Origin of the sequence: Sphingomonas sp. T1 (genome assembly GCF_902506585.1) — a bacterium.
Lineage (GTDB): Bacteria > Pseudomonadota > Alphaproteobacteria > Sphingomonadales > Sphingomonadaceae > Sphingomonas > Sphingomonas aerolata.
The window spans coordinates 379701-401106 of the sequence record NZ_LR733875.1 but is presented as its reverse complement, the minus strand read 5'-3'; the positions used below and the strand labels follow the sequence as shown (position 1 = coordinate 401106).

The 21406-nt window shown below is 66.4% G+C and carries 21 protein-coding genes and 1 riboswitch; of the genes, 10 read left to right on the top strand and 11 right to left on the bottom strand.

Annotated features, from left to right (window positions below):
- Nucleotides 1-125 precede the first annotated feature (125 nt).
- Nucleotides 126-358: riboswitch (cobalamin riboswitch) on the bottom strand.
- 58 nt (nt 359-416) lie between these two features.
- The 8 genes from GV027_RS01710 to hppD are packed head-to-tail and all read right to left on the bottom strand — an operon-like array spanning nt 417 to nt 8397.
- Nucleotides 417-1241: an HpcH/HpaI aldolase/citrate lyase family protein gene (locus GV027_RS01710; RefSeq protein WP_159510767.1), complete on the bottom strand. Its 825-nt coding sequence runs from the start codon at nt 1239-1241 to the stop codon at nt 417-419.
- On the bottom strand, nt 1238-1690 hold the full coding sequence (locus tag GV027_RS01705; RefSeq protein WP_159510766.1) for a MaoC family dehydratase: 453 nt from the start codon (nt 1688-1690) through the stop codon (nt 1238-1240). Before GV027_RS01705 ends, GV027_RS01710 begins: the two co-directional genes overlap by 4 nt.
- Entirely contained in the window at nt 1690-3525 is a 1836-nt protein-coding gene (locus GV027_RS01700) for an acetyl/propionyl/methylcrotonyl-CoA carboxylase subunit alpha (protein ID WP_159510765.1), read from the bottom strand. The genes GV027_RS01705 and GV027_RS01700 overlap by 1 nt, the downstream gene beginning before the upstream one ends.
- The gene (locus GV027_RS01695) at nt 3522-4007 is read right to left on the bottom strand and encodes a nuclear transport factor 2 family protein (protein WP_159510764.1); all 486 of its coding nucleotides are present in this window, start codon (nt 4005-4007) and stop codon (nt 3522-3524) included. Before GV027_RS01695 ends, GV027_RS01700 begins: the two co-directional genes overlap by 4 nt.
- 4 nt (nt 4008-4011) lie before the next feature.
- Nucleotides 4012-5613 (bottom strand): carboxyl transferase domain-containing protein, encoded by a 1602-nt coding sequence (locus GV027_RS01690; protein WP_159510763.1) that lies wholly within the window; start codon nt 5611-5613, stop codon nt 4012-4014.
- A gap of 31 nt (nt 5614-5644) precedes the next feature.
- On the bottom strand, nt 5645-6811 hold the full coding sequence (locus GV027_RS01685; protein WP_159510762.1) for an isovaleryl-CoA dehydrogenase: 1167 nt from the start codon (nt 6809-6811) through the stop codon (nt 5645-5647).
- 10 nt (nt 6812-6821) lie between these two features.
- Nucleotides 6822-7310 carry a Rieske (2Fe-2S) protein gene (locus tag GV027_RS01680; RefSeq protein ID WP_159512674.1) on the bottom strand — a complete coding sequence of 163 codons (489 nt, stop codon included), beginning with the start codon at nt 7308-7310 and terminating at the stop codon, nt 6822-6824.
- Nucleotides 7311-7326: 16 nt separating this feature from the next.
- Complete coding sequence (gene hppD / locus GV027_RS01675; RefSeq protein WP_159510761.1) at nt 7327-8397, bottom strand: 4-hydroxyphenylpyruvate dioxygenase; 1071 nt, start codon at nt 8395-8397, stop codon at nt 7327-7329.
- Nucleotides 8398-8485: 88 nt separating this feature from the next.
- On the opposite strand from hppD, the gene GV027_RS01670 reads away from it, so the two are divergent.
- Nucleotides 8486-8983, top strand: a complete 498-nt coding sequence (locus tag GV027_RS01670; RefSeq protein ID WP_159510760.1) for a MarR family winged helix-turn-helix transcriptional regulator — start codon at nt 8486-8488, stop codon at nt 8981-8983.
- Here the strand turns inward: GV027_RS01670 and GV027_RS01665 are convergent.
- The gene (locus GV027_RS01665; RefSeq protein ID WP_159510759.1) at nt 8938-9825 is read right to left on the bottom strand and encodes a LysR family transcriptional regulator; all 888 of its coding nucleotides are present in this window, start codon (nt 9823-9825) and stop codon (nt 8938-8940) included. The genes GV027_RS01670 and GV027_RS01665 overlap by 46 nt on opposite strands.
- Nucleotides 9826-9917: 92 nt before the next feature.
- Between GV027_RS01665 and GV027_RS01660 the strand changes: the two genes are divergently transcribed.
- The 9 genes from GV027_RS01660 to GV027_RS01620 all read left to right on the top strand — a co-directional run bounded on the left by GV027_RS01660 (nt 9918) and on the right by GV027_RS01620 (nt 19405).
- On the top strand, nt 9918-12044 hold the full coding sequence (locus tag GV027_RS01660; protein ID WP_236558999.1) for a malate synthase G: 2127 nt from the start codon (nt 9918-9920) through the stop codon (nt 12042-12044).
- A gap of 87 nt (nt 12045-12131) precedes the next feature.
- Nucleotides 12132-13430, top strand: a complete 1299-nt coding sequence (gene hmgA, locus GV027_RS01655; RefSeq protein WP_159510758.1) for a homogentisate 1,2-dioxygenase — start codon at nt 12132-12134, stop codon at nt 13428-13430.
- On the top strand, nt 13427-14068 hold the full coding sequence (gene maiA / locus GV027_RS01650; protein WP_159510757.1) for a maleylacetoacetate isomerase: 642 nt from the start codon (nt 13427-13429) through the stop codon (nt 14066-14068). The genes hmgA and maiA overlap by 4 nt, the downstream gene beginning before the upstream one ends.
- A gap of 114 nt (nt 14069-14182) precedes the next feature.
- The gene (locus GV027_RS01645) at nt 14183-15295 is read left to right on the top strand and encodes a glycosyltransferase family 4 protein (RefSeq protein WP_159510756.1); all 1113 of its coding nucleotides are present in this window, start codon (nt 14183-14185) and stop codon (nt 15293-15295) included.
- On the top strand, nt 15292-16215 hold the full coding sequence (locus GV027_RS01640; protein ID WP_159510755.1) for a glycosyltransferase: 924 nt from the start codon (nt 15292-15294) through the stop codon (nt 16213-16215). The genes GV027_RS01645 and GV027_RS01640 overlap by 4 nt, the downstream gene beginning before the upstream one ends.
- Nucleotides 16212-17315 (top strand): acyl-CoA dehydrogenase family protein, encoded by a 1104-nt coding sequence (locus GV027_RS01635; protein ID WP_159510754.1) that lies wholly within the window; start codon nt 16212-16214, stop codon nt 17313-17315. The genes GV027_RS01640 and GV027_RS01635 overlap by 4 nt, the downstream gene beginning before the upstream one ends.
- A complete protein-coding gene (locus tag GV027_RS01630) occupies nt 17312-18004 on the top strand; it encodes a PIG-L deacetylase family protein (RefSeq protein ID WP_236558998.1) in 693 nt (230 codons plus the stop codon). The genes GV027_RS01635 and GV027_RS01630 overlap by 4 nt, the downstream gene beginning before the upstream one ends.
- Nucleotides 17988-18566: an SAM-dependent methyltransferase gene (locus GV027_RS01625; protein ID WP_159510752.1), complete on the top strand. Its 579-nt coding sequence runs from the start codon at nt 17988-17990 to the stop codon at nt 18564-18566. Before GV027_RS01630 ends, GV027_RS01625 begins: the two co-directional genes overlap by 17 nt.
- Nucleotides 18563-19405 carry a glycosyltransferase family 2 protein gene (locus tag GV027_RS01620; protein ID WP_159510751.1) on the top strand — a complete coding sequence of 281 codons (843 nt, stop codon included), beginning with the start codon at nt 18563-18565 and terminating at the stop codon, nt 19403-19405. Before GV027_RS01625 ends, GV027_RS01620 begins: the two co-directional genes overlap by 4 nt.
- On the opposite strand, the gene GV027_RS01615 is transcribed toward GV027_RS01620, so the two are convergent.
- Nucleotides 19402-20718, bottom strand: a complete 1317-nt coding sequence (locus GV027_RS01615) for a sensor histidine kinase (protein ID WP_236558997.1) — start codon at nt 20716-20718, stop codon at nt 19402-19404. The two genes, GV027_RS01620 and GV027_RS01615, sit on opposite strands and share 4 nt — an antisense overlap.
- Nucleotides 20715-21383, bottom strand: coding sequence for a response regulator (locus GV027_RS01610; protein WP_159510750.1), 669 nt, complete (start codon nt 21381-21383; stop codon nt 20715-20717). Before GV027_RS01610 ends, GV027_RS01615 begins: the two co-directional genes overlap by 4 nt.
- Nucleotides 21384-21406 lie beyond the last annotated feature (23 nt).

Here is a 21406-nt window from a genome sequence, read left to right as displayed (position 1 = left end):
GACAGCCGGCGCAACGCTTGGGGTGTACGCCGAACCGCACCCGCCACGCGCGCCGATGCGGCCCCCGCCGCATGGTTCGTCGCTCAGACGGAGTACCGTGCCGCGGTCATCCCCTGGACCATGGCAAGAGCGACCGAGCGCCGGCAGGTCTCCTGGCTCGCGGGTCGACGCCCGGTACGCGACCTTCCCGAGCCCTGCGCTTACGCTCAGGCCTAGTGGTCGCCCCCCCATGATGAAGGGACATGCGCACCGCACTCACCGCTTACAGTTGCAGGGACAGCCGCGGCATGAGGAGGACCGCCTCCCGCACCGCATTCCCTTTGAAGCCCCGAGGGGCACCGACGCGATCTGCGACCCCGGCCTTCACCGGTTTCGCAGGGCGACGGTAGCGCAGAAAATTCCTGCCGCCAATGGGCCTAGAGTCGCGCGAGGATCGCCCGCGCCTGACGTAAGTGCGGCGCATCGATCATCCGCCCATCAAGCTGCAGCGCGCCCGCCTCGGGAGCCGCTGCAAACGCAGCGACGACGGCGTGCGCATGTGCAATGGTCGCCGCATCCGGCGTGAACGCGGCGTTGATCGTGGCGACCTGCGACGGGTGGATCGCCATCATGCCGGTAAAGCCGTCGCGGCTGCCACGCGCGGCATAGGCTGCCAACCCGTCAATGTCCGCGATTGCGGGATAGACCGTCTCGATCGCCGCGACGTCCGCCGCATGCGCGCCGAACAGCAGCAGCGATCGGACGAGCTTATAGGGTTCGGTATAGGACCCGTCGTCCTCCCGACTGGTCGCTGCGCCGATCGCCGCGGGCAGGTCCTCGGCGCCCCAAGTCAGGCCACATAACCGGTCGCCGACCCGCGCATATTCGCCCAGTGTGAAGATCGCGGCGGGCACTTCGGTCGCGATCGGTAGGATCGGCGGACAGTCATCGCCATAAGCCTCGACCAGCGCGAGGACGGTCGCGGGTCCGGTCGCCTTGGGCAGCATGATCGCATCGGCGCCCCTCGCGGCAGCGAGATCGTCGTCCAGCCACCCGGAGTCGACGGGATTGATCCGGACTATCCGCACGACGTCGGTGTGGTCCTGCAACGCGGCCCGGACCGCCTCGCGGGCAACGGCCTTGCGGGAGAGCGCGACCGAGTCCTCCAGATCGAGGATGATGGCATCGGCCCCGCTCGCTGCGGCCTTCGCAAAACGCTCGGGCCGGTCTGCGGGCACGAACAGCAGCGAGCGCAACCTCATGCCGGCGTCCGCAGCAGCAGTGCCGAGCGGAGGCACCGACAGACGATCTCGTCACGCTGGTTGATCAGCTGGTGCATGAATGTGACGATCCCGGCGTTCGGGCGTGACCGGCTGGGCTTAAGCTCGGCGACCTCGGTCTCGGCGCGCATCGTGTCGCCGATGAAGACGGGTTTCGGATGCACGAGCTTGTCATAACCGAGATTGGCGACGAGCGTCCCGAGCGTCGTGTCCCCCACCGACAATCCGACCATCAGCGCGAAGGTGAAGGTGCCGTTGACGAGGATCTGGCCGAATTCGCTCGCCTTCGCCGCCTCCGCATCGAGGTGCAGCGGCTGCGTATTGTGCGTCATCGTCGAAAACAGGAGGTTGTCCGTCTCCGTGACGGTGCGGCGGATCTCATGGACGATCCGGTCGCCAACCGCCCATTGGTCGAAATAGCGGCCGGCCATCAGTCATCCTTCTCGATACGCGCGAGCACCATGCCATCGTTCACCTGCCCGCCTTCGATCGCGGCCAGTTCGGCGACCGTCCCGTCGAACGGCGCGATGAGCGAATGCTCCATCTTCATCGCCTCCAGCGTCACGAGCTTCTGCCCCTTTGCGACACGGTCCCCGATAGCCACGTCGACCGCGATGATCCGTCCCGGCATCGGTGACAAGATCGCGCCATCAGCTGCCGCCCCCATCGCCGCGCCAGACGCACGCCAGGGCCGCAACTGCCAGGTCTGCCCGGCATCGGAAACGAGGGCGGCATCGACCGGTTCATGGACGCCGCGACCGTCGAGATCGATCGTCACGGTGTCGTCGTCGAGCAGGAACCGCGCCGTCTTCAAAGGTGCCGCGTTGAGGCGAAAGCCCGCCATCGGTTCGACGCGTACGAGCGCGCGCGCGGCCTCGATCAGCGCTTCCTCGCTGGGCTGCGCCGGGGGCATCAGCGCCGCACCTTCGCGGGCTATCAGCCCGGTATCGAGCGTTCCCGCGACAAATTCCGGATGGTCGAGCGCCTGGACGAGAAACCCCGCATTCGACCGGACCGGCCAGACGACCGCCTTGTCCAGCGCCTCCGCCAACGTCTCGCGCGCGGCTTCACGCGTGTCGCCCCAGGCAATCACCTTGGCGATCATCGGGTCATAATAAGGCGAGATGTCCGCCCCCTGTTCGACACCCGTATCGACCCGCGTCGCATCATCCAGATCGAACGCCTCGAGCCGCCCGATCGACGGCAGGAAACCCTTGGCGGGATCCTCCGCATAGAGCCGGGCCTCGATCGCCCAGCCGCGGATCGCAAGATCATGCTGCTGCAGCGGCAACGCCTCGCCGCTGGCAATCCGCAGCTGCCACTCGACAAGGTCCTGTCCGGTGATTTCCTCGGTGACGGGATGCTCGACCTGCAACCGGGTGTTCATTTCCATGAACCAGATCCGATCGGCGCGCAGGCCTTCGCTCGCATCGGCGATGAACTCGATCGTACCCGCGCCGACATAGTTCACGGCCTGTGCCGCGCGCACCGCCGCCGCGCAGATCGCCGCGCGCGTCGTATCATCCATGCCGGGCGCCGGGGCCTCCTCGATCACCTTCTGATGCCGGCGCTGCAACGAACAGTCACGTTCGAACAGATGGACGACGTTGCCTTGCCGATCGCCGAACACCTGCACTTCGATATGCCGCGGTGACAGGATATATTTCTCGATCAGCACGTCGGTATTGCCGAAGGATGCGGAAGCTTCGCGCTGGCACGAAGCGAGCGCGTCGGCAAAGTCGGCGGACGCGTCGACGCGGCGCATACCCTTGCCGCCGCCGCCCGCAACGGCCTTGATCAGGACGGGGTAGCCGATGGCATCCGCCTCGCGCTGGAGCCGATCGGGCGACTGGTCTTCCCCCAGATAGCCCGGTGTCACCGGGACGCCGGCCGCCATCATCCGCTGCTTCGCGGCATCCTTCAGCCCCATCGCGCGGATGCTGTCGGGATCGGGGCCAACCCACAGGATCCCTGCGTCGAGCACGGCCTGCGCGAAGTCCGCATTCTCGGACAGGAACCCGTACCCCGGATGAATTGCCTCGGCGCCGGTGGCGAGCGCGGCGGCGATGATCCGTTCTCCGACCAGATAGCTCTCGCGCGCCGGGCTCGCACCGATATGCACCGCCTCGTCAGCGTGCCGGACATGCAGCGCGCCCGCATCGGCATCGGAATAGACCGCGATCGTGCGGATTCCCAACGCCCGAGCTGTGCGGATGATGCGGCAGGCGATCTCGCCACGATTGGCGATGAGCAGTGATTCGATCATTGCGCGGGGCATCCGTTGGTCCGCTTCGACCAGGTGATGTTGAGGATCTTCCACCGGCCCGCTTCGCGCACCATGTCGAAATGGTCGGTCCCGCAATGCGCCACCCGGCCGTCGATGGTGAAGACATAGGGCGACCATACCATCGCGATATCGCCATCGATATCCACGGCGGGATCCGTCAGGCGTTCCGCATATCGCTCCGGCCCGGGCTTCAGACCGGCGGCGAAGTCGGACCAGGCGGTCCGGCGGATGGTGCGCGTGCCGTCGGGCTTTTCTTCTACTGCCGTAGCGCCACCCTCTGGACGCACCTGTGCGAGCAGTGCCTGGCCATCGCGGGCGGCCAACGCGGCGAACATCGCGTCGATCGGCACCATGACGCCGGCCTCCTCGGTCACCACGGCTGGCGGCAGGCCGGTCCCTTTGACGATCGGCTGGACCGGTGTGATTTGACCCGCGGCCAGCAGAAACGATAGCAGGATCATCGGCTTACATCCTGAATACACCGAACGCGGGGCGTTCGGCGATGGGAGCGTTGAGCGTCGCGGCGAGCGCGAGGCCGAGAACGTCGCGGGTCTGCGCGGGATCGATGATTCCGTCGTCCCACAGCCGCGCGGTCGCGTACCAGGGATTCCCCTCGTCCTCATATTTCTGACGAACCGGCGCCTTGAACGCTTCGGCTTCCTCCGCCGTCCAGTCGTCCGCGTCGCGGTGAACGGTGGCGAGGACCGAGGCCGCCTGTTCGCCGCCCATCACGCTGATCCGGCTGTTCGGCCAGCTGAACAGGAAGCGCGGCGAGTAGGCGCGTCCGCACATGCCGTAATTGCCGGCGCCGAAACTGCCGCCGATCAGCACCGTGATCTTCGGCACGGTCGCGGTCGCGACTGCCGTCACGAGCTTTGCACCATGTTTGGCAATGCCTTCCGCCTCATACTTCCCGCCGACCATGAAACCCGAGATGTTCTGGAGGAACAGCAGCGGTACCTTGCGCTGGCAGGCGAGCTCGATGAAATGCGCGCCCTTCTGTGCGCTTTCGCTGAACAGGACGCCGTTGTTGGCAAGGATCGCGACGGGGAGCCCGTGGATATGTGCGAACCCGCACACCAGCGAGGTACCATAGAGCGCCTTGAACGCATGGAATTCGCTGCCATCGACCAGCCGTGCGATCACTTCGTGTACGTCATACGGTGCCCGCACATCGGACGGCACGACACCGTAAAGCCCCTCGGCGTCGTATTTCGGGGCGCGCGCCGGTTGCCGGTTCACCGTGACAGGGACCTGTGGCGGCAAGGTCGAGACGATGTCGCGAACGATCGTCAGCGCGTGGTCGTCCGATTCCGCGACATGATCGACGACGCCCGACCGCCGTCCATGCGTGTCCGCGCCGCCGAGGTCCTCCGCGGAAATCACCTCGCCCGTCGCCGCCTTGACCAGCGGCGGCCCAGCAAGAAAGATCGTGCCCTGCCCGCGGACGATGATCGTCTCGTCGGACATGGCCGGGACATAGGCGCCGCCCGCAGTGCAGCTCCCCATCACACACGCGATCTGCGGTATCCCCAGCGCCGACATCTGCGCCTGATTGTAGAAGATCCGGCCGAAATGCTCGCGATCGGGAAACACCTCCGCCTGATGGGGCAGGTTCGCCCCGCCACTATCGACGAGATAGATGCAGGGCAGGCGGTTTTCCTGTGCGATTTCCTGCGCTCGCAGGTGTTTCTTGACGGTCAGCGGGAAATAGGTCCCCCCCTTTACCGTCGCGTCGTTGCACAGGATCATGCACTGCCGCCCGGCAACGCGGCCGATCCCCGCAATCACCCCCGCGCCGGGCACCGCATCGTCATACAGGCCATTAGCGACGAGCTGACCGATCTCGAGAAAGGGCGAACCCGGATCGAGCAAGCGCTCGACCCGGTCGCGTGGAAGCAGCTTGCCACGCGCAACGTGGCGGTCGCGCGACCGGGCGTCCCCGCCGAGCGCTACGCGCGCAACGTCGTCACGCAGGCGCTGGGCGAGTGCGCGGTTGTGCGCCGCATTCGCCTGGAACGTCTCGGCGTCGACCGACAGCTTCGTATCGAGGACGGGACCGCTCACCGTTCACCCCGCCGCGACCTGATCCGCACGCTCATTGCATCACCTTGGGCGCGGCACCGATCAGTTCGCGTCCGATCAGCATCCGGCGAATCTCGTTCGTCCCCGCGCCGATATCGAGCAGCTTGGCGTCGCGCATGAAGCGCTCGACCGGCCAGTCCTTGGTATAGCCCGCACCACCCAGAGCCTGGATCGATTCCAGCGAGACCTTCACCGCGCTCTCGCTCGCCAGCAGGATCGCGCCCGCCGCGTCGAACCGCGTCGTCTTGCCCGCATCGCAGGACCGCGCGACGGCATAGACATAGGCACGTGCAGAACTCAACGCGACATACATGTCCGCGACCTTCGCCTGGATCAGCTGGAACTGCCCGATCGCGGTCCCGAACTGCCTGCGTTCGCGGACATAGGGGATGACCACGTCGAGACAGGCCTGCATGATGCCGAGCTGAATGCCCGCGAGCACCGCGCGCTCATAGTCGAGGCCCGACATCAGCACGCCGACGCCGCCATTCTCCGGGCCCATCACCGCGTCGAACGGCACGTGGCAATCGGTGAAGACAAGCTCGGCGGTCGGGGATCCCCGCATGCCCATCTTGTCGATCTTCTGCCCGATCGCGAATCCCGGCATGTCCTTCTCGATCAGGAAGGCGGTGATCCCCTTCGATCCCTCCCCCGTCTTCGCATAGACGACGAGCGTATCGGCATAGGCCGCGTTGGTGATCCAGAACTTGGTGCCGTTCAGCACATAGCCACTCTCGGTCTTCACCGCCTTCAACTTCATCGACACGACGTCGGATCCCGCCCCGGCTTCGGACATCGCGAGGCTTCCGACATGCTCGCCCGACACCAGCTTGGGCAGATATTTCGCCTTTTGCTCGGCATTGCCCCAGCGGCGGATCTGATTGACGCACAAGTTGGAATGCGCGCCATAGCTCAAGCCGATCGACGCCGATGCGCGCGATACTTCCTCGACCGCAACGACATGCTCGAGATAGCCGAGCCCGAGCCCGCCATACTCTTCCTCGACGGTGATGCCGTGAAGCCCCAGCTCGCCCATTGCCGGCCAGAGCTCGCGGGGAAACCAATCCTCCGCATCGATCTTCGCAGCCAGCGGAGTGATCTTCTCCTTCGCAAAACGCTGCGTCGTGTCGCGGATCATGTCCGCGGCTTCGCCCAGCGCGAAGTCGAAATCTGGCGTCACGAAACTCTCCTTACCGTATTATTCCCGTGGCTTGCCGGGCTGCTCTCTTCACCGTTCTCGCCCGATGCTCAGGGGGGTCAGAGACCGCAGCTGTCGCACCAAGCGTCGTGATCACGCCGTCTACGACCGTGATCGGCCAGACCGCAAGCGCTTGCCCCATGCAGGGACCGCCGACGCAGCGGCCATCGTCGATCCTGAACAGTGCGGAATGCCACCCACAGACGATCAGGTCGCCATTCGGGCTCAGATAGTCGTCGAGGGTGCGCGCCAGTGGCAGTCCGGCGTGCGGGCAGCGGTCGACATAGCCGACGACCCCGTCACCGCGCCGAACCGCAAAACCGTGGAACCGCCCCGCGCGCATCTGCACGACATAGCCTCTCGACTGGCCGGGTGCGATCGCCTCGATCGACCCGAGCGCAATCCCGGCCGGCGTGGCGAACAGCCGCACCGACGACGGAGTATCGCTCACGACATTGCCGTCGCTAGGCTCGCCCTGCATGTCCGTCATGACGTCGTCACGCGTCGACCGTGATCACCCCACGCCGGATCTGGTCGAGTTCGATCGATTCGTACAGCGCCTGGAAGTTGCCGTTGCCGAACCCCTCATTACCCTTGCGCTGGATGACCTCGAAAAAGATCGGCCCGAACAGCGGTTCGGTGAAGATCTGGAGGAGCAGCCCCTCCTCACCGACATTGCCGTCGAGCAGGATCCGGTTGCGCCGCAGCCGCTCGAGATCCTCGCCATGGTTCGGCACGCGCTTGTCGACCAGTTCGTAATAGGTCTCGATCGTGTCCTGCAGCCGCACGCCGCGCGCGCGCAGTTTCTCGACCGTCGTGTAGATATCGTCGGTGGTCAGCGCGAGATGCTGGATGCCTTCGCCATTATAATCGCGGATGAACTCCTCGATCTGGCTGTGGTCGTCCTGGCTCTCGTTCAGCGGGATCCGGATCGCGCGATCGGGCGCGATCATCGCCTGGCTGAACAGGCCCGTCGCCTTGCCCTTGATGTCGAAATATTTTTGCTCTTCGAACCCGAAAATCTGGCCGTAAAAGGTCGACCAGGTCCGCATCTGGCCGCGTTTTACGTTGTGCGTGAGATGGTCGAGCAGATCGAGACCGACCGAATTCTCCGCCTCGGCCTCCGCCGCGCCCGGGATTTGATCCCAGGCATCGTACAGGCTGCCAGCGCCGCCATGACGGTCAACAAGATAGAGCAGCGATCCGCCGACCCCCTCCAGCGCGTAGCTCTCGTCGCCCAGCGCACCGAGCGACGCATCGGCCGTCTTCGCGCCCCGTGCCAGCGCAGCGTCGAAGGCCGCCTTGGCGTCCGCAACACGGAACGCCATGCCGTTCGCCGAAGGACCATGGTCGGCGCGGAACGTCGCGGCCTGCCCCGTCGGTTCAGCGTTGAGCAAAAGGTTAATGCGACCCTGTTTGTAGCGGGTCACTGCCTTGGTCGGATGCCGGGACGCGGGCACGAAACCCAATTGCTCGAACTGTTTGCCCATCGCCGCCGGATCGGGCGATGTGAACTCGCAGAACTCGAAACCATCCAACCCCATCGGGTTGACGTCCATATGCTCCATGATGCGACAGCCTCTCACAGCTTTATAGTATCGTTGGATACCAACTGCGCGTTTACGCAGATCGTGTCAACTGATACTATCCCGGGCCATGACCGCTTCATCCGACCGCCCACTGCTGCTCGACGACTTCATCCCGTTCCGGCTGTCGTTCACCTCGAACCTCGTCAGCGACACGATCGCGCGCAGCTATGAGTCGCTGTTCGGCCTCTCGATCCCCGAATGGCGGCTGATCGCCGTCATCGCTGAAACCGGCGGAATCACGCAGGCGGAGATCGGTCATCGTACGCGCATGGACAAGGTTACGGTAAGCCGCGCGGCCATTGCGTTGGTCGAGCGCGGCCTTCTCGAACGGCGCGCCAATGCCAGCGACCGTCGCTCGCACCTGTTGATGCTCAGCGATGCCGGCCGCACGCTTTACGCTGCGGTCGCACCCAAGGCGCGCGATCTGGAGGCGCGGATCTTTGCCCAGTTCGATCCGGCCGAAGTCGCCGCGTTCACGGCGATGCTCCGTCGGATCGACGCGGTGACCAGCGCGCTCGATCAGCCGGCCCAGGGCGGTGACGGTGTCCACAGCGTCCGTAAATAGTCGAGCAGTGCGACAACCGACGACGGCACTGCGCCGCGCGGGTGCAGCGCGAAGATCCCCACATCCGCGCTCCCCTCGATCGCCGGCAGGACGCGAACGAGCCGCCCCGCCGCCAGATCACTGCTGACGTCCCACAGCGACCGCAGCGCGATCCCCACGCCCGACAGCGCGAGTTCTCTCACGACCTCGCTCGAATTCGTGCGCACGTGGCTCGCGGCATCGATCGTGAAATCGCCGTCAGACCCCGTCAGCCGCCACGGCATCTGCCCGCGCGCCGCGAGCAGCCGATGGTCACCCAGCGCCGCCGCGCTGCCGGGAATTCCCGCCATTTCGAGATAGGCGGGTGCGGCGCACAGGACCCGGCGGCTGTCGCCCAGCCGGTGCGCGTCAAAACCTGGCTCGACCGTCGGCGCGATCCGGATTGCGAGGTCGATACCCTCGCCGAGCAGGTCCGAAAAGCCGTCCGACAGGTTCAGTTCTAGCGCAATGTCGGGATGTGCATCGAGAAAGGGCTTGAGCCTCGGCGCGATATGCAAGCGCCCGAACGACGTCGGCGCGCTGACGCGGAGCGGACCGCTCGGCCCGGCGGCGCGGTCGCCGACCCGCCCCTCGGCCTCCCGGATCGCGGCAAGGATCGCGACCATGTCCGCGTGATACCGCTCGCCTCGCGCCGTCGGCTCGAGCCGCCGTGTCGTACGATTGAGCAGGCGCACGCCGAGCCGCGTCTCTAGCCGGACGATCCGTTTCGATACCATCGCCGGAGAGATGCCGCGCAAGCGGGCAGCTCCGCTCAGGCTTCCCGCCGCGACGACGTCGACAAACAAGGCTGCATCCGGATCCATTCATTCCCCCAGTGATCGACAGCTTCAACACTTGATCGTCTACCGAACAGCCTGGCGGTCGTATAGGATGATCGTCAGATAGGGAGAGAGCGATGACCGCGACGTCAGACGGCATGATCGACAAGGCGGGGCTGCGTGTAGCCGCACCGCTGGCACGGTTCCTCGATGACCAGGCGCTGCCCGGCACGGGGGTCGACCCGTCCGCCTTCTGGTCCGGAATGGCCGACATCTACGCCCGCTTCGCACCTGAAAATCGCGCGCTGCTTGCCCACCGCGACGCGCTGCAAGCGAAGATCGACGCCTGGTACGGGACGCTTGGCGGCCGCCCCGTCGATCCGGATGCCCAGGCGCGCTTCCTCCGTGAGATCGGTTATCTCGTTGAGGAGCCTGCGCCGTTTGTGGCGACCTCGACCCGCGTCGATGACGAGGTGGCACGGCTGGCAGGCCCGCAGCTGGTCGTGCCGATCCTCAATGCCCGGTTCGTTCTCAACGCCGCAAACGCACGCTGGGGCAGCCTGTACGACGCGCTCTATGGCACCGACGTGATCCCCGGAACGCCGTCCGGTCGGGGTTATGATCCGGACCGCGGTGCGCAGGTTATCGCCTGGGCCAAGGCGTTCCTTGATTCCAGCGTGCCGCTTGCGTCGGGCTCATGGACCGATTGGGACGGCAGCCCGCCCGTGCTGGCACAACCGGATCAGCTCCGCGGCCATGCCGGCAGCACGGTTCTGTTGCGCCACAATGGCCTGCATATCGAACTTGTCATCGATCGCGACCATCCGATCGGCGCGTCCGACCCCGCCGGACTTGCCGATGTCCGGCTCGAATCCGCGCTCACGACGATCGTCGACCTCGAGGATTCGGTTGCCGCGGTCGACGCCGACGACAAGGTTGCGGCCTATGCCAATTGGCTGGGCCTGATGAAGGGCGATCTGGAGGCGCAGTTCGACAAGGGAGGCCGGACGCTGACCCGGTCGCTGGAGGACGACCGGCGCTACATCGCGCAGGACGGGTCGGAGATCGTCCTGCCGGGACGAAGCTTGTTGTTCGTCCGCAATGTCGGCCATCTGATGACCACGCCCGCGATCCATCTGCCCGATGGGACAGAGGCGCCCGAGGGCATTCTCGACGGGATCGTGACCGCGCTGATCGCGCTGCACGATCTGAACGGCACCGGTCGCTTCCGGAACAGCCGCCAGGGTTCGATCTACATCGTCAAGCCGAAGATGCACGGCCCCGACGAAGCGGGCTTCACCAATCGGCTGTTCGACGCGGTCGAGGATCTGCTCGGCCTCGACCGCCACACGATCAAGGTCGGCGTGATGGACGAGGAACGCCGCACTTCGGCCAATCTGGCCGCCTGTATCGCCGCGGTGAAGGACCGCATCGTGTTCATCAACACGGGGTTCCTCGATCGCACGGGTGACGAGATGCACACCGCGATGCGCGCCGGACCGATGATCCGCAAGAGCGAGATGAAGGCCAGCGCCTGGATCGCCGCCTATGAGGATCGCAATGTCCAGATCGGCCTCGCCTGTGGCCTCAGCGGTCGCGCTCAGATCGGCAAAGGCATGTGGGCCGCGCCCGATCGCATGGCCGACATGCTCGACCAGAAGATCGCCCACCCGATGACCGGCGCCAACACCGCATGGGTCCCCTCACCCACTGCGGCGACGCTCCACGCGACGCATTACCACCGCGTCGACGTCTTCGCGCGGCAGGCGGCACGACAGAGCGAGCCCGTCACGCCGCTCGAGAAGCTTCTGACGATCCCGCTGGCACACGGCCATAACTGGTCCCCCGACGAGATCCGCGACGAGCTCGAGAACAATGCGCAGGGCATTCTCGGCTATGTCGTGCGCTGGATCGATCAGGGCGTCGGCTGCTCGAAGGTGCCGGACATTCATGACATCGGCCTGATGGAAGATCGCGCGACCCTGCGGATCAGCTCGCAACATATGGCGAACTGGATGCTCCACGGCATCGCAACGCCCGCCGAGGTCGATGCCGCCTTTGTGAAGATGGCGGCCAAGGTCGATGCGCAGAATGCGTCCGATCAGCACTATCGGCCGATGGCAGGGCACGAAGCAACCAGCCTTGCCTATCGCGCCGCCCGCGCGCTCGTCTTCGAGGGCCTTGATCAGCCCAATGGCTATACCGAACCCCTGCTCCACCGCTTCCGGCAGGAGGCGAAAGCGGCACAAACTGGTAACAGTTGACACCATATTAGCCGGGGGCCATCGTTCGGAGCGAAACCCCCGGCCACCGCGGCACGTCGAACAGGGGTGCGCGAGGAGAGTGTTACGATGGCCAACGACCCGGCCGACACCGGCTATATTTCGGGTTTCGGCAACCATGTCGCGACCGAGGCCGTCGCAGGCGCGCTGCCCGTCGGGCGCAATGCGCCGCAACGACCTCCCTTCGGGCTGTACACCGAACAGCTATCGGGCACGGCCTTCACCGCACCGCGTCACGAGAACCGGCGGAGCTGGCTATACCGCATGCGCCCGACCGCCGAACATCCGCCCTATGTCCGATATGACGGCGCCGCACGTTTCACGGCGGGCGCGCAGGACGGTCCGCTGGCGCCCAACCGTCTGCGCTGGGACCCGAGCGCGCCGCCGCCAGCGGGAACCGACCTGATCGACGGCATGACGACGATGCTCGCCACCCGCGATCCTGCGGATCTGGAGGGCGTCGCGGTGCATCTCTATGCCGCCAATCGCGACATGACGGCGCGGGTCTTTGTCGATGCCGATGGCGAACTGCTGTTCATTCCGCAGTCCGGCCGGCTCGAACTTCTGACCGAGCTCGGCCGGATCACGGTCGCACCCGGTCAGATCGCGCTGGTCCCGCGCGGTGTCCGGTTCCGCGCGCTGCTGCCCGATGGCCACGCGACGGGCTATGTCGCGGAAAACCACGGTGCGCTGTTCCGGCTCCCTGACCTCGGTCCGGTCGGCGCCAACGGGCTGGCCAATCCGCGCGATTTCGAAACGCCGGTCGCCTGGTTCGAGGATCGCGACACGCGGTTCGAGGTAATCCAGAAATTCATGGGATCGCTGTGGTGCACGACGCTGGAGCACAGTCCGCTCGACGTCGTGGCGTGGCACGGCAATCTGGCGCCGTGGCGCTATGATCTCGCGCGGTTCAACACGATCAACACGGTGAGCTTCGACCATCCCGATCCGTCGATCTTCACCGTCCTGACCTCGCCCTCCGACGTACCCGGCCGCGCGAACGCCGATTTCGTCGTCTTCCCGCCGCGCTGGATGGTCGCCGAGGACACGTTCCGCCCGCCCTGGTTCCACCGAAACGTCATGTCCGAGGCGATGGGTCTGATCCACGGCGCCTATGACGCCAAGGCGGCCGGCTTCACGCCCGGCGGTCTGAGCCTGCACAATCTGATGGCAGGCCACGGCCCCGATCTCGACAGCTGGACCGCCGCAACCAACGCCGATCTCAAGCCGCACAAGATCGACGGGACCATGGCCTTCATGGTCGAGAGCTGCTGGCCCTACCGACCGACGCCGCATGCGCTGGAGCATGCCCAGCTCGACTATGACGCTGTCTGGGCTGATTTCCCCAAGGCGGTGCTGCCGGCATGATCCTGCACGGCTATTGGCGGTCGACAACCTCGTACCGTGTGCGGATCGCGCTGAACCTGAAGCAGTGCGCCTATGAGCAATGCACGCACGATCTCAGGACCGGCGCGCAGCGTGACGCGCGCTATCTCGCACTCAACCCGCAAGGGCTGTTACCTGCGCTCGAGATCGGCGACGGCACGATCCTGACGCAGTCGCCGGCCATCCTCGAATGGCTCAACGCGACCTATCCGGCGGCGGCGCTATTGCCCGCCGATCCGACCGAGGCCGCTATCGTGCGCAGCATCGCGGCGACGATCGGGTGCGACATTCATCCGGTCAACAACCTGCGGATCCTTGATGCACTCAGGACAGATTTCGCCGCGACGCCCGATCAGGTATCGGCCTGGATCGCGCGGTGGATGACCGCGGGATTCGATGCGATCGAGCCACAGATCGCTCGCTATGGCGGCGGCTATGCCTTTGGCGCCACGCCGACGCTGGCCGACTGCTATCTCGTGCCGCAGGTCTATGCGGCCGAACGCTTCGCCGTCGATCTCTCACGCTACCCCTGTCTGGCCACCGCCGCCGCGAACGCCGCGACCCTGCCGGCCTTCGCCGCTGCACATCCCGACATGCAGTCTGACCGTGACCCGCTATAGTATTGATATAGATTAGCACAAACCCGGTCCGAGTAGCGGACATAAAAGCCGAATTGATGCGTTTCTCACCGAATCGACGCGACCTAGATCGTGATCGCTGGTGAAGGGGTCGGAATGCGAATCGCGATTATTGCGCATCTCAAATATGCCATCCGCGAGCCTTTTGCCGGTGGCCTCGAGATGCATACGCACCTGTTGGCGACCGCGTTACGCCGACGTGGACATGCGGTCACAGTATTCGCATCGATGAAATCCGATCCGGCAATGGGGCTCGAGGCGATCTGCGACGAAACCTCGCTTCTCGAAACCGGCACCGCCGAAGCGCAGGACGTGACGTTCTTCCGCGAACACCATGCCTATCTGCGGCTGATGAGCATGCTGAGAAATCGACGGTTCGACGTCATCCACAACAACTCGCTCCACTATCTTCCCGTCTCGATGGCGGAAACCCTCGATACGCCGATGGTCACGACGTTGCACACACCCCCGTTCTGCTGGCTGGAAAGCGGCATCCGCCTCTGCAAGTCACCATCGATGCGGTTCGTTGCCGTATCTGATACGATCCGTGGTCTGTGGAGCCACGTGACGCCGATCGACCGGACGATCCCGAACGGTATCGACCTTGCGAGCTTCCCCTTCCAACCTGCCGCAAGTCCCGACCGCTATCTCGTCTGGTATGGGCGGATCGTCGCCGAAAAGGGCCTTCATCTGGCGATCGACGCGGCGAGGGTGGCAGGCTATCCGCTCCGCATCGCCGGACCGATCTCCGATCCGTATTACTATGCAGCCGAGATCCTGCCGCGGCTCGGCGCCGACGTCACGCATGTCGGGCATCTCGAGCATGCGGCACTCGGCGCGCTCGTCGGCGGCGCGAGTGCGTTCCTCTGCACGCCCCGCTGGGAGGAGCCGTTCGGGCTGGTGGTCGCCGAAGCCCTCGCGTCCGGGACGCCCGTCGCCGCCTTTGCGCGCGGCGCGATTCCGGCGCTCCTCGACGAGTCCTGTGGCACGCTCGCACGCGCGGACGATGTCGCATCGCTCGCGGATGCCGCGCGGCGGGCGGTGCTGCTCGACCGCCGCGCCTGCCGGCTGCGTGCCGAGGCGATCTGCGACGCCGACGTCATGATCGACCGCTATGAGGATTTGTACGAAGAGATGATCCAGCCGACACGCCACGCCGCACGGGGCCGCGCGTCTGACTATCCGATCACATTGGCGGGGGCGGCATGACGGACGCCCGCTTTTGCGTATGCGTGCCCGCGCGTGACGAGGCAGACCGCCTGCCAATTCTGCTCGACGCCCTCGCGCGACAGGACGTGGATGGACCGATCCGCGTCTCGATCTTGATCAACAACACCGTCGATGACAGCGTCGCCGCGGTGGCCCGGGCACAGGCAGCCTGGGGCGAGCGACTGCATCTCGCCGTGGCCTGCCACGATATTCCGCCCGAGCGCGCGCATGCCGGCACCGCGCGACGCCTGGCGATGGACGCCGGCTTGGCACGCATCGATCCGGATCGCGGCGTTCTAATTTCCACCGATGCCGATACCCGGCCGCCGTCCGACTGGATCTCGGCGATGCTGCGCGCGATCGACGCGGGGCTCGATATCGTCGGCGGCCGGATCGTCGTCGACGATGCCGAACCGCTCGCGGCGGACATGAACGCGATGCAGGTCAAGCTCGACCGCTACTGGGCCTGTGTTCGCGCGATCGAGGACGACATTGATCCGTGCCGCTGGGATCCGGCGCCCCGTCACGGCGATCATACCGGCGCGAGCCTGGCAATTCTTGCCCCGCTCTACCGTGCGGCAGGCGGCGTTCCCGCAATCCCCGCGGGGGAAGACCGCGCACTGGTCGAGGCGGCGGTTGCGGCGGGTGGTCGCCTTGGCCATCCACTGAGCGTGTGGACCCGTGTGTCAGCGCGCACCATCGGTCGCGCGACCGGGGGCATGGCGGACCATATGCAGGCGCTGTCCGTCCGCGTGGCGCGCGGCGAGCCCACTTTTCTGCCGTCGTTCGATCAGTGGCGCGCACGCGCGGCGTGGCGACGGATGCGACGCGACCAGCCGGGCGGTGAGGCCGGGGTCGCGCGCGATGAACCCCTGCTCCCGCCAATGCGCTGCGACATGCCGCTGGGGCTCGACCGATGAGTGGCCCGACTGCACGGCCAGCCGCCGCGACGCCGTCCCTCGACCTCGTCGAGACGCTCGCGTCCTGCGGCGAGCGTTATGATGCCGCCCCGATGTTTCCCGCGGACAGCATGGCGGTTCTGGTCCGCCACGGCCTGCACCGGCGGTTCGCCCCGCGGGAGCTTGGTGGGCAAGCCAATGGTGCACCGGATGAGCTGCTCGATGCGCTGCGGACGGTCGGACGCGGTGACCTTAGCGTCGGGCGGCTGTTTGAGGGCCATGTCAACGCGCTCGCGCTGTTCGACTGGTATGCATCGGCGGATCAGCTCGCTTGGCTCGATACCGAACTCGACCGCGGCGCCTGGTTCGGCGTCTGGGCGACCGAGCCTCCGCCCGGCGTCGCGGTAACCGACGGTCCTGACGGCCCTGTGCTCGATGGGGCCAAGCACTTCGCAAGCGGCGCCGGCGGTATCGATTACGCGATCGTCACCGCGCGTCCGGCGGCGGGCCAGCGTCCGATCGTCGTCATCCCGGCCGATGATCCCGTGCGTACAGACGCGTCCCGCTGGCGCGTGCGCGGCATGCGCGCGAGCATGAGTGGTCGCTACGAATGTTCGGGCTATCCCGCCGGCGTCATGCAGACGCTGGGCGCACCGGGCGACTATGACCGCGAACCCCGGTTCACCGCGGGCGCATGGCGGTTCCTGGCGGTTCAGCTTGGCGGCATGGAGGGGCTGCTGACCGAGACCCGGCGCGCCTTGTCCGACACTGCACGCGGCGATCCCGTCCAGCGTGCGCGCTTCGCCGAGGCGGTCGTTGCCGCGCGCACCGCCTATCTGTGGATCCGCGAGGCTGCGGGACGTGCCGCGCGTGAGGAGGCCGACGCCACTATCTTCGTCCAGATGACGCGCGGGGTCGTCGAACGTGCCGCGCTCGACGTCATGGAAGCCACCGCGCGGCTTCTCGGTACGCGCAGCGCGTTTGATGGTGAGCGTGCGGACAAGATCAGCCGCGACCTCAGCCTCTATCTGCGTCAGGCAGGCCCCGATCATGCGCGCGATCAGGCGGCGCTTGCCTGGCTCGACCGCGACGTCTGGGGCGCCGGCGACCGCTTGTGGTGACCCCCGCGACTGCACTGAGCCGAAGTCCCTGGCGCAGCGCGCGGTGGCTGGTGCTCGCGCCGCACGCCGATGATGAAACGCTCGGCACGGGGGCATTGATCGCCGATACGGCGGCGCGCAATCGCCTTGCCGGTGTGATGATCCTAACCGACGGATCGGGTTCGCATCCCTGCCCGACGCCGGCGGATCGTAGCGCGCTTATCCGGCGACGGCGCAGTGAAGCACGACATGCCGTCGCGCTGTTGACCGGCGAACGGCGGATCGTCCCGCGGTTTCTCGACTGGCACGATGCAAACCCGCGCCGCCCTGGAAGCGCCGCGTTCCGTCGGTCTGTCCGGCAATTGGCGACCCTGTTGCGCCGGCACGCGGTCGACGCGATCGCGACTACCGCGGCAGGCGAGCCGCATTGCGATCATGCCGCGTGCTTCACGCTTGCGGTGCATGCCGCGCACGCGGCGCGCAGGCCGGTCGCGGTTTTCGAATATGCCGTCTGGGGCGAACGCCCCGAAGGGAAGCGCGTCGTCCGCACCGCGGCGATGCCGACCGGCCGGCGCAGCGCCGCGCTCCGCGCGCACCGCAGCCAGTTGACCGGATTGATGGGCGACGGCTTTCGTCTGCCCCGCGCGCAGCAGCGCATGCCGGGCACCGATCTCCTCTATCTGGCGAACCGACATGCGACCCGAACATAGCCTCAACGCGCGCTATTTCGACGACGTCTTCACCGGCGACGACGATCCCTGGTCGCTCGCCTCGAGCCCGTATGAGGCCGCAAAGTTCGATGCGACGATCGCCGCTATCGACGATCGGCGCTATCGTTCGGCCTTGGAGATCGGCTGCGCCCACGGCGTGCTGACCGCTCGGCTTGCGCCTTTGTGCGATACCCTGACCTCGATCGACATCAGCCTGCGCGCGGTCGAGCTTGCCCGATCGCGCTGCGCCGCATTGCCCAATGTCACGATCACCCGCTGTAGCTTCCCGGCCGAGTCACCCGACGGCGCGTTCGATCTCGTCGTGCTGTCGGAGGTCGTCTATTACTGGGACGACGCGGATATCGAGCGCGCAGCCGCCGCGATCCACGCCAGCGCTACGCCCGATTGCCGGATCATACTCGTGCATTGGACAGGCGATACCGACTATCCACAGACCGGCGACGCAGCCGTCACCAAGCTACGGGATCGGCTCGGCGGCGTCGCGGTCGAGCGCGCCGAACGAAAAGACGCGTACCGCCTCGACCTGTGGTCCCTGCGATGACGCCGCTCTCCGTCCTGACCCTCGTCAAGGACCGCGAACACCATCTGATACAGCTGGTCGAGGGACTACGACGGAGCGCGATCGCCCCCGCCGAACTGATCATCGTCGACATGAGCAGCGACCCGGTCGCGCAGCCGGAGGCGCCCTTCCCCGTCCACGTCCATCGGCTCCAGACCGGCACTCTCGCGCTTGCCGCCGCGCGCAACCTTGCAGCACGGCACGCGACGTCTGCACATCTGCTGTTCCTCGACGTAGACTGTATCCCGATGGCGCAGTGCCTTGGCAGGATGGGTGCGGTACTCGATGCGGACGATGCGTTGCTCTGCGCGGATATCCGCTATCTCGGACCCGACGACGCGCGTTCGACATGGAACGAAGAGGTCCTGCTGGCAACCGGGCGGCCACATCCGGTGCGCAGCTTTCCCGCAACGGGCACGCGGCGCGAAACCAATCCCGGCCTGTTCTGGTCGCTGGCGTTCGCGATCCGCCGATCACGGTTCGACATGCTGGGTGGCTTTGACGAGGCGTTCGTCGGCTATGGCGCGGAGGACACCGACTTCGGCTTTCGCGCCGAGCATGCACAAACCCCGCTGATCTTCGTCGGCGGGGCGATCGCCTGTCATCAGTATCACGACAGCTATGATCCGCCCGTCCAGCATCTCGACGACATCGTCCGCAACGCAACGGTATTCCATGCGCGCTGGGGCTGGTGGCCGATGCAGGGCTGGCTCGACGCCTTTGTCGCGATGGGGCTGATCGACTATCGCGATGACGGCATCTGCATCCTGCGCCGTCCAAACGCCGCGGACCTGATCGCCGCGCATTCCGGCCAGTCCTAGACCGCGGTACCGATCGGCAATGTGACCGAAGCCGAGAGCCCACCGCCTGGGGCATCGTCGAGGACCAGCACGCCGCCATACAGCGCCGCGAGCTCGCGCGCGATCGCCAGTCCGAACCCATGGCCGTCCTCACGTTCGTCGAGCCGCACGCCAGCATCGGTCGCCCGCTGACGGTCCGCCAGCGCGATGCCCGGGCCATCGTCGACGACGCTGAGCCGGATCATGCCCTGATCGAACATCGCGGCGACACGCACCGTCGTTCGCGCATGCCGCGCGGCATTGTCGATCAGATTTCCCGCCAGCTCGTCAAAATCCGCAGCATCGACCGCAACGCGCAGCGCCGGGTCGATCGCCGCATCGATCACGATGCTGCGCTCCATCCTCAGCCGCCGAATGGTCGATACCAGATCGGCGATCGCGGGAGCGAGTGCGGTGCGGCTCGCATGACCGCCGGCGATGTTGCGTGCCCGAGCAAGATGATGCCGGATCGTTGCGTCGATCCGGGCAAGCTGCGCCGCCTGGGCGGGATCGTCACGCACCGTCAGTGCAAGCGTCGCGACCGGGGTTTTCAGCGCATGCGCCAGATTGGCCGCCGACGCGCGCGCGGTTGCGAGCGCCGCCGCGTTGTCCCGCGCCAGTGCGTTAAGTTCGATCGCGAGCGGACGAAGCTCGTCAGGCTGCGTTTCGGACACACCGGCGGCCCCCCTGCGCATCGCAGCAACGCCGTCGTGCAACGCGCGCAGCGGTCGCAACCCGATCCGCACCTGCACCAGCGTCGCAACGCCCAGCAGGATGCCAAGGATGCCGAGCGTCGCAAGCAACGGCACCACCGCCGCCTGGATCGGTCGGGCGACGACATCGCGCGGTGCCGCCGCGGTCAGCACCACTGGTCCCGCGTCGGTCGCGATCGAAATCCGTCGCGCATGGACCCCGTCGCGTCCCTCCAGCGGCTGCGGACGCTCCTCCCCTTCTCTGTGCAGCGCCTCTCGCGGTGCCGGGCCGGGCGTCCGCAGCGCCGGAAACTCGGCGGAACTTACGGTCTGTACCGGACCGCTGATCTGCCATTGCCAGCCGGGGCCGGCATCGAGCAGGCCACGAAGCCGCGTCAGTCGCGCCCGGTCGATCCGCCCATCGCCATCGACCGCACCGGCAAGCAGCGACAATTCGGCATCGAGCCGCTGGTCGAGCCCCTGGGTCACGAACCGCTGCAGCACGCCGGCGATCGCCGCACCCGCGACCAAAAGTGCAACGAGGGTGGCGAGCAGTGAAAGGCCGAGCATCCGCCCATGGATCGACCGCGGGATCAGCCTCATCGGGGTATCGGCGTCGCGAGCCGGTAGCCCCGGCCACGCACGGTATCGATCAGCGACGCACCGATCTTCTTGCGCAGCCGACCTACGATCACCTCGAGGCTGTTCGAGTCGACATCCGCATCGCCCTCATAGACACGCTCCATCAGGGCCAGCCGCTCGATCACCGCGTCTTTCGACAGCATCAGCGCCGAGAGCACCCGCCATTCGAGCGCAGTCAGTTTGACCGGCAATCCGTCGAGCTCGAACTGGCCGGTCTGCGTCTCGAACGCGAGCGGACCGCATTCGAGTCGTGTGGCGCCATGCCCCGCCGCCCGGCGCACCAGCGCACGCAGCCGCATGACGAGTTCCTCGACGCGGAACGGCTTGGTCATGAAGTCGTCGGCCCCCGCCTTGAACCCCGCCACCTTGTCCGACCATCCGTCACGCGCGGTGAGGATCAGCACGGGAAGGTCGCGCCCCGCCGCGCGCCAGTCCCGCAGGATCGTGACGCCGTCTCGGCCCGGCAGGCCAAGATCCAGCACGGCGGCGTCATAGGCCTCGGTGTCGCCCAGATGCCCCGCATCGACGCCGTTTGCGGCAAGATCGACCGCGCAATTCTCGCCTCGCAAGGCCTTGGCCAGCGCGGGGCCGAGATCGGGATCGTCCTCGACGAGCAATATACGCATGACGACCTCGCTAGCTGTGAACG

Bases quoted from the DNA above. Each gene is read 5' to 3' on its own strand.
- GV027_RS01710 (WP_159510767.1), bottom strand. From the start codon at position 1,241: ATGAGGTTGCGCTCGCTGCTGTTCGTGCCCGCAGACCGGCCCGAGCGT.
- GV027_RS01705 (WP_159510766.1), bottom strand. From the start codon at position 1,690: ATGGCCGGCCGCTATTTCGACCAATGGGCGGTTGGCGACCGGATCGTC.
- GV027_RS01700 (WP_159510765.1), bottom strand. From the start codon at position 3,525: ATGATCGAATCACTGCTCATCGCCAATCGTGGCGAGATCGCCTGCCGC.
- GV027_RS01695 (WP_159510764.1), bottom strand. From the start codon at position 4,007: ATGATCCTGCTATCGTTTCTGCTGGCCGCGGGTCAAATCACACCGGTC.
- GV027_RS01680 (WP_159512674.1), bottom strand. From the start codon at position 7,310: ATGCAGGGCGAGCCTAGCGACGGCAATGTCGTGAGCGATACTCCGTCG.
- hppD (WP_159510761.1), bottom strand. From the start codon at position 8,397: ATGGAGCATATGGACGTCAACCCGATGGGGTTGGATGGTTTCGAGTTC.
- GV027_RS01670 (WP_159510760.1), top strand. From the start codon at position 8,486: ATGACCGCTTCATCCGACCGCCCACTGCTGCTCGACGACTTCATCCCG.
- GV027_RS01665 (WP_159510759.1), bottom strand. From the start codon at position 9,825: ATGGATCCGGATGCAGCCTTGTTTGTCGACGTCGTCGCGGCGGGAAGC.
- GV027_RS01660 (WP_236558999.1), top strand. From the start codon at position 9,918: ATGACCGCGACGTCAGACGGCATGATCGACAAGGCGGGGCTGCGTGTA.
- hmgA (WP_159510758.1), top strand. From the start codon at position 12,132: ATGGCCAACGACCCGGCCGACACCGGCTATATTTCGGGTTTCGGCAAC.
- maiA (WP_159510757.1), top strand. From the start codon at position 13,427: ATGATCCTGCACGGCTATTGGCGGTCGACAACCTCGTACCGTGTGCGG.
- GV027_RS01645 (WP_159510756.1), top strand. From the start codon at position 14,183: ATGCGAATCGCGATTATTGCGCATCTCAAATATGCCATCCGCGAGCCT.
- GV027_RS01640 (WP_159510755.1), top strand. From the start codon at position 15,292: ATGACGGACGCCCGCTTTTGCGTATGCGTGCCCGCGCGTGACGAGGCA.
- GV027_RS01635 (WP_159510754.1), top strand. From the start codon at position 16,212: ATGAGTGGCCCGACTGCACGGCCAGCCGCCGCGACGCCGTCCCTCGAC.
- GV027_RS01625 (WP_159510752.1), top strand. From the start codon at position 17,988: ATGCGACCCGAACATAGCCTCAACGCGCGCTATTTCGACGACGTCTTC.
- GV027_RS01620 (WP_159510751.1), top strand. From the start codon at position 18,563: ATGACGCCGCTCTCCGTCCTGACCCTCGTCAAGGACCGCGAACACCAT.
- GV027_RS01615 (WP_236558997.1), bottom strand. From the start codon at position 20,718: ATGAGGCTGATCCCGCGGTCGATCCATGGGCGGATGCTCGGCCTTTCA.
- GV027_RS01610 (WP_159510750.1), bottom strand. From the start codon at position 21,383: ATGCGTATATTGCTCGTCGAGGACGATCCCGATCTCGGCCCCGCGCTG.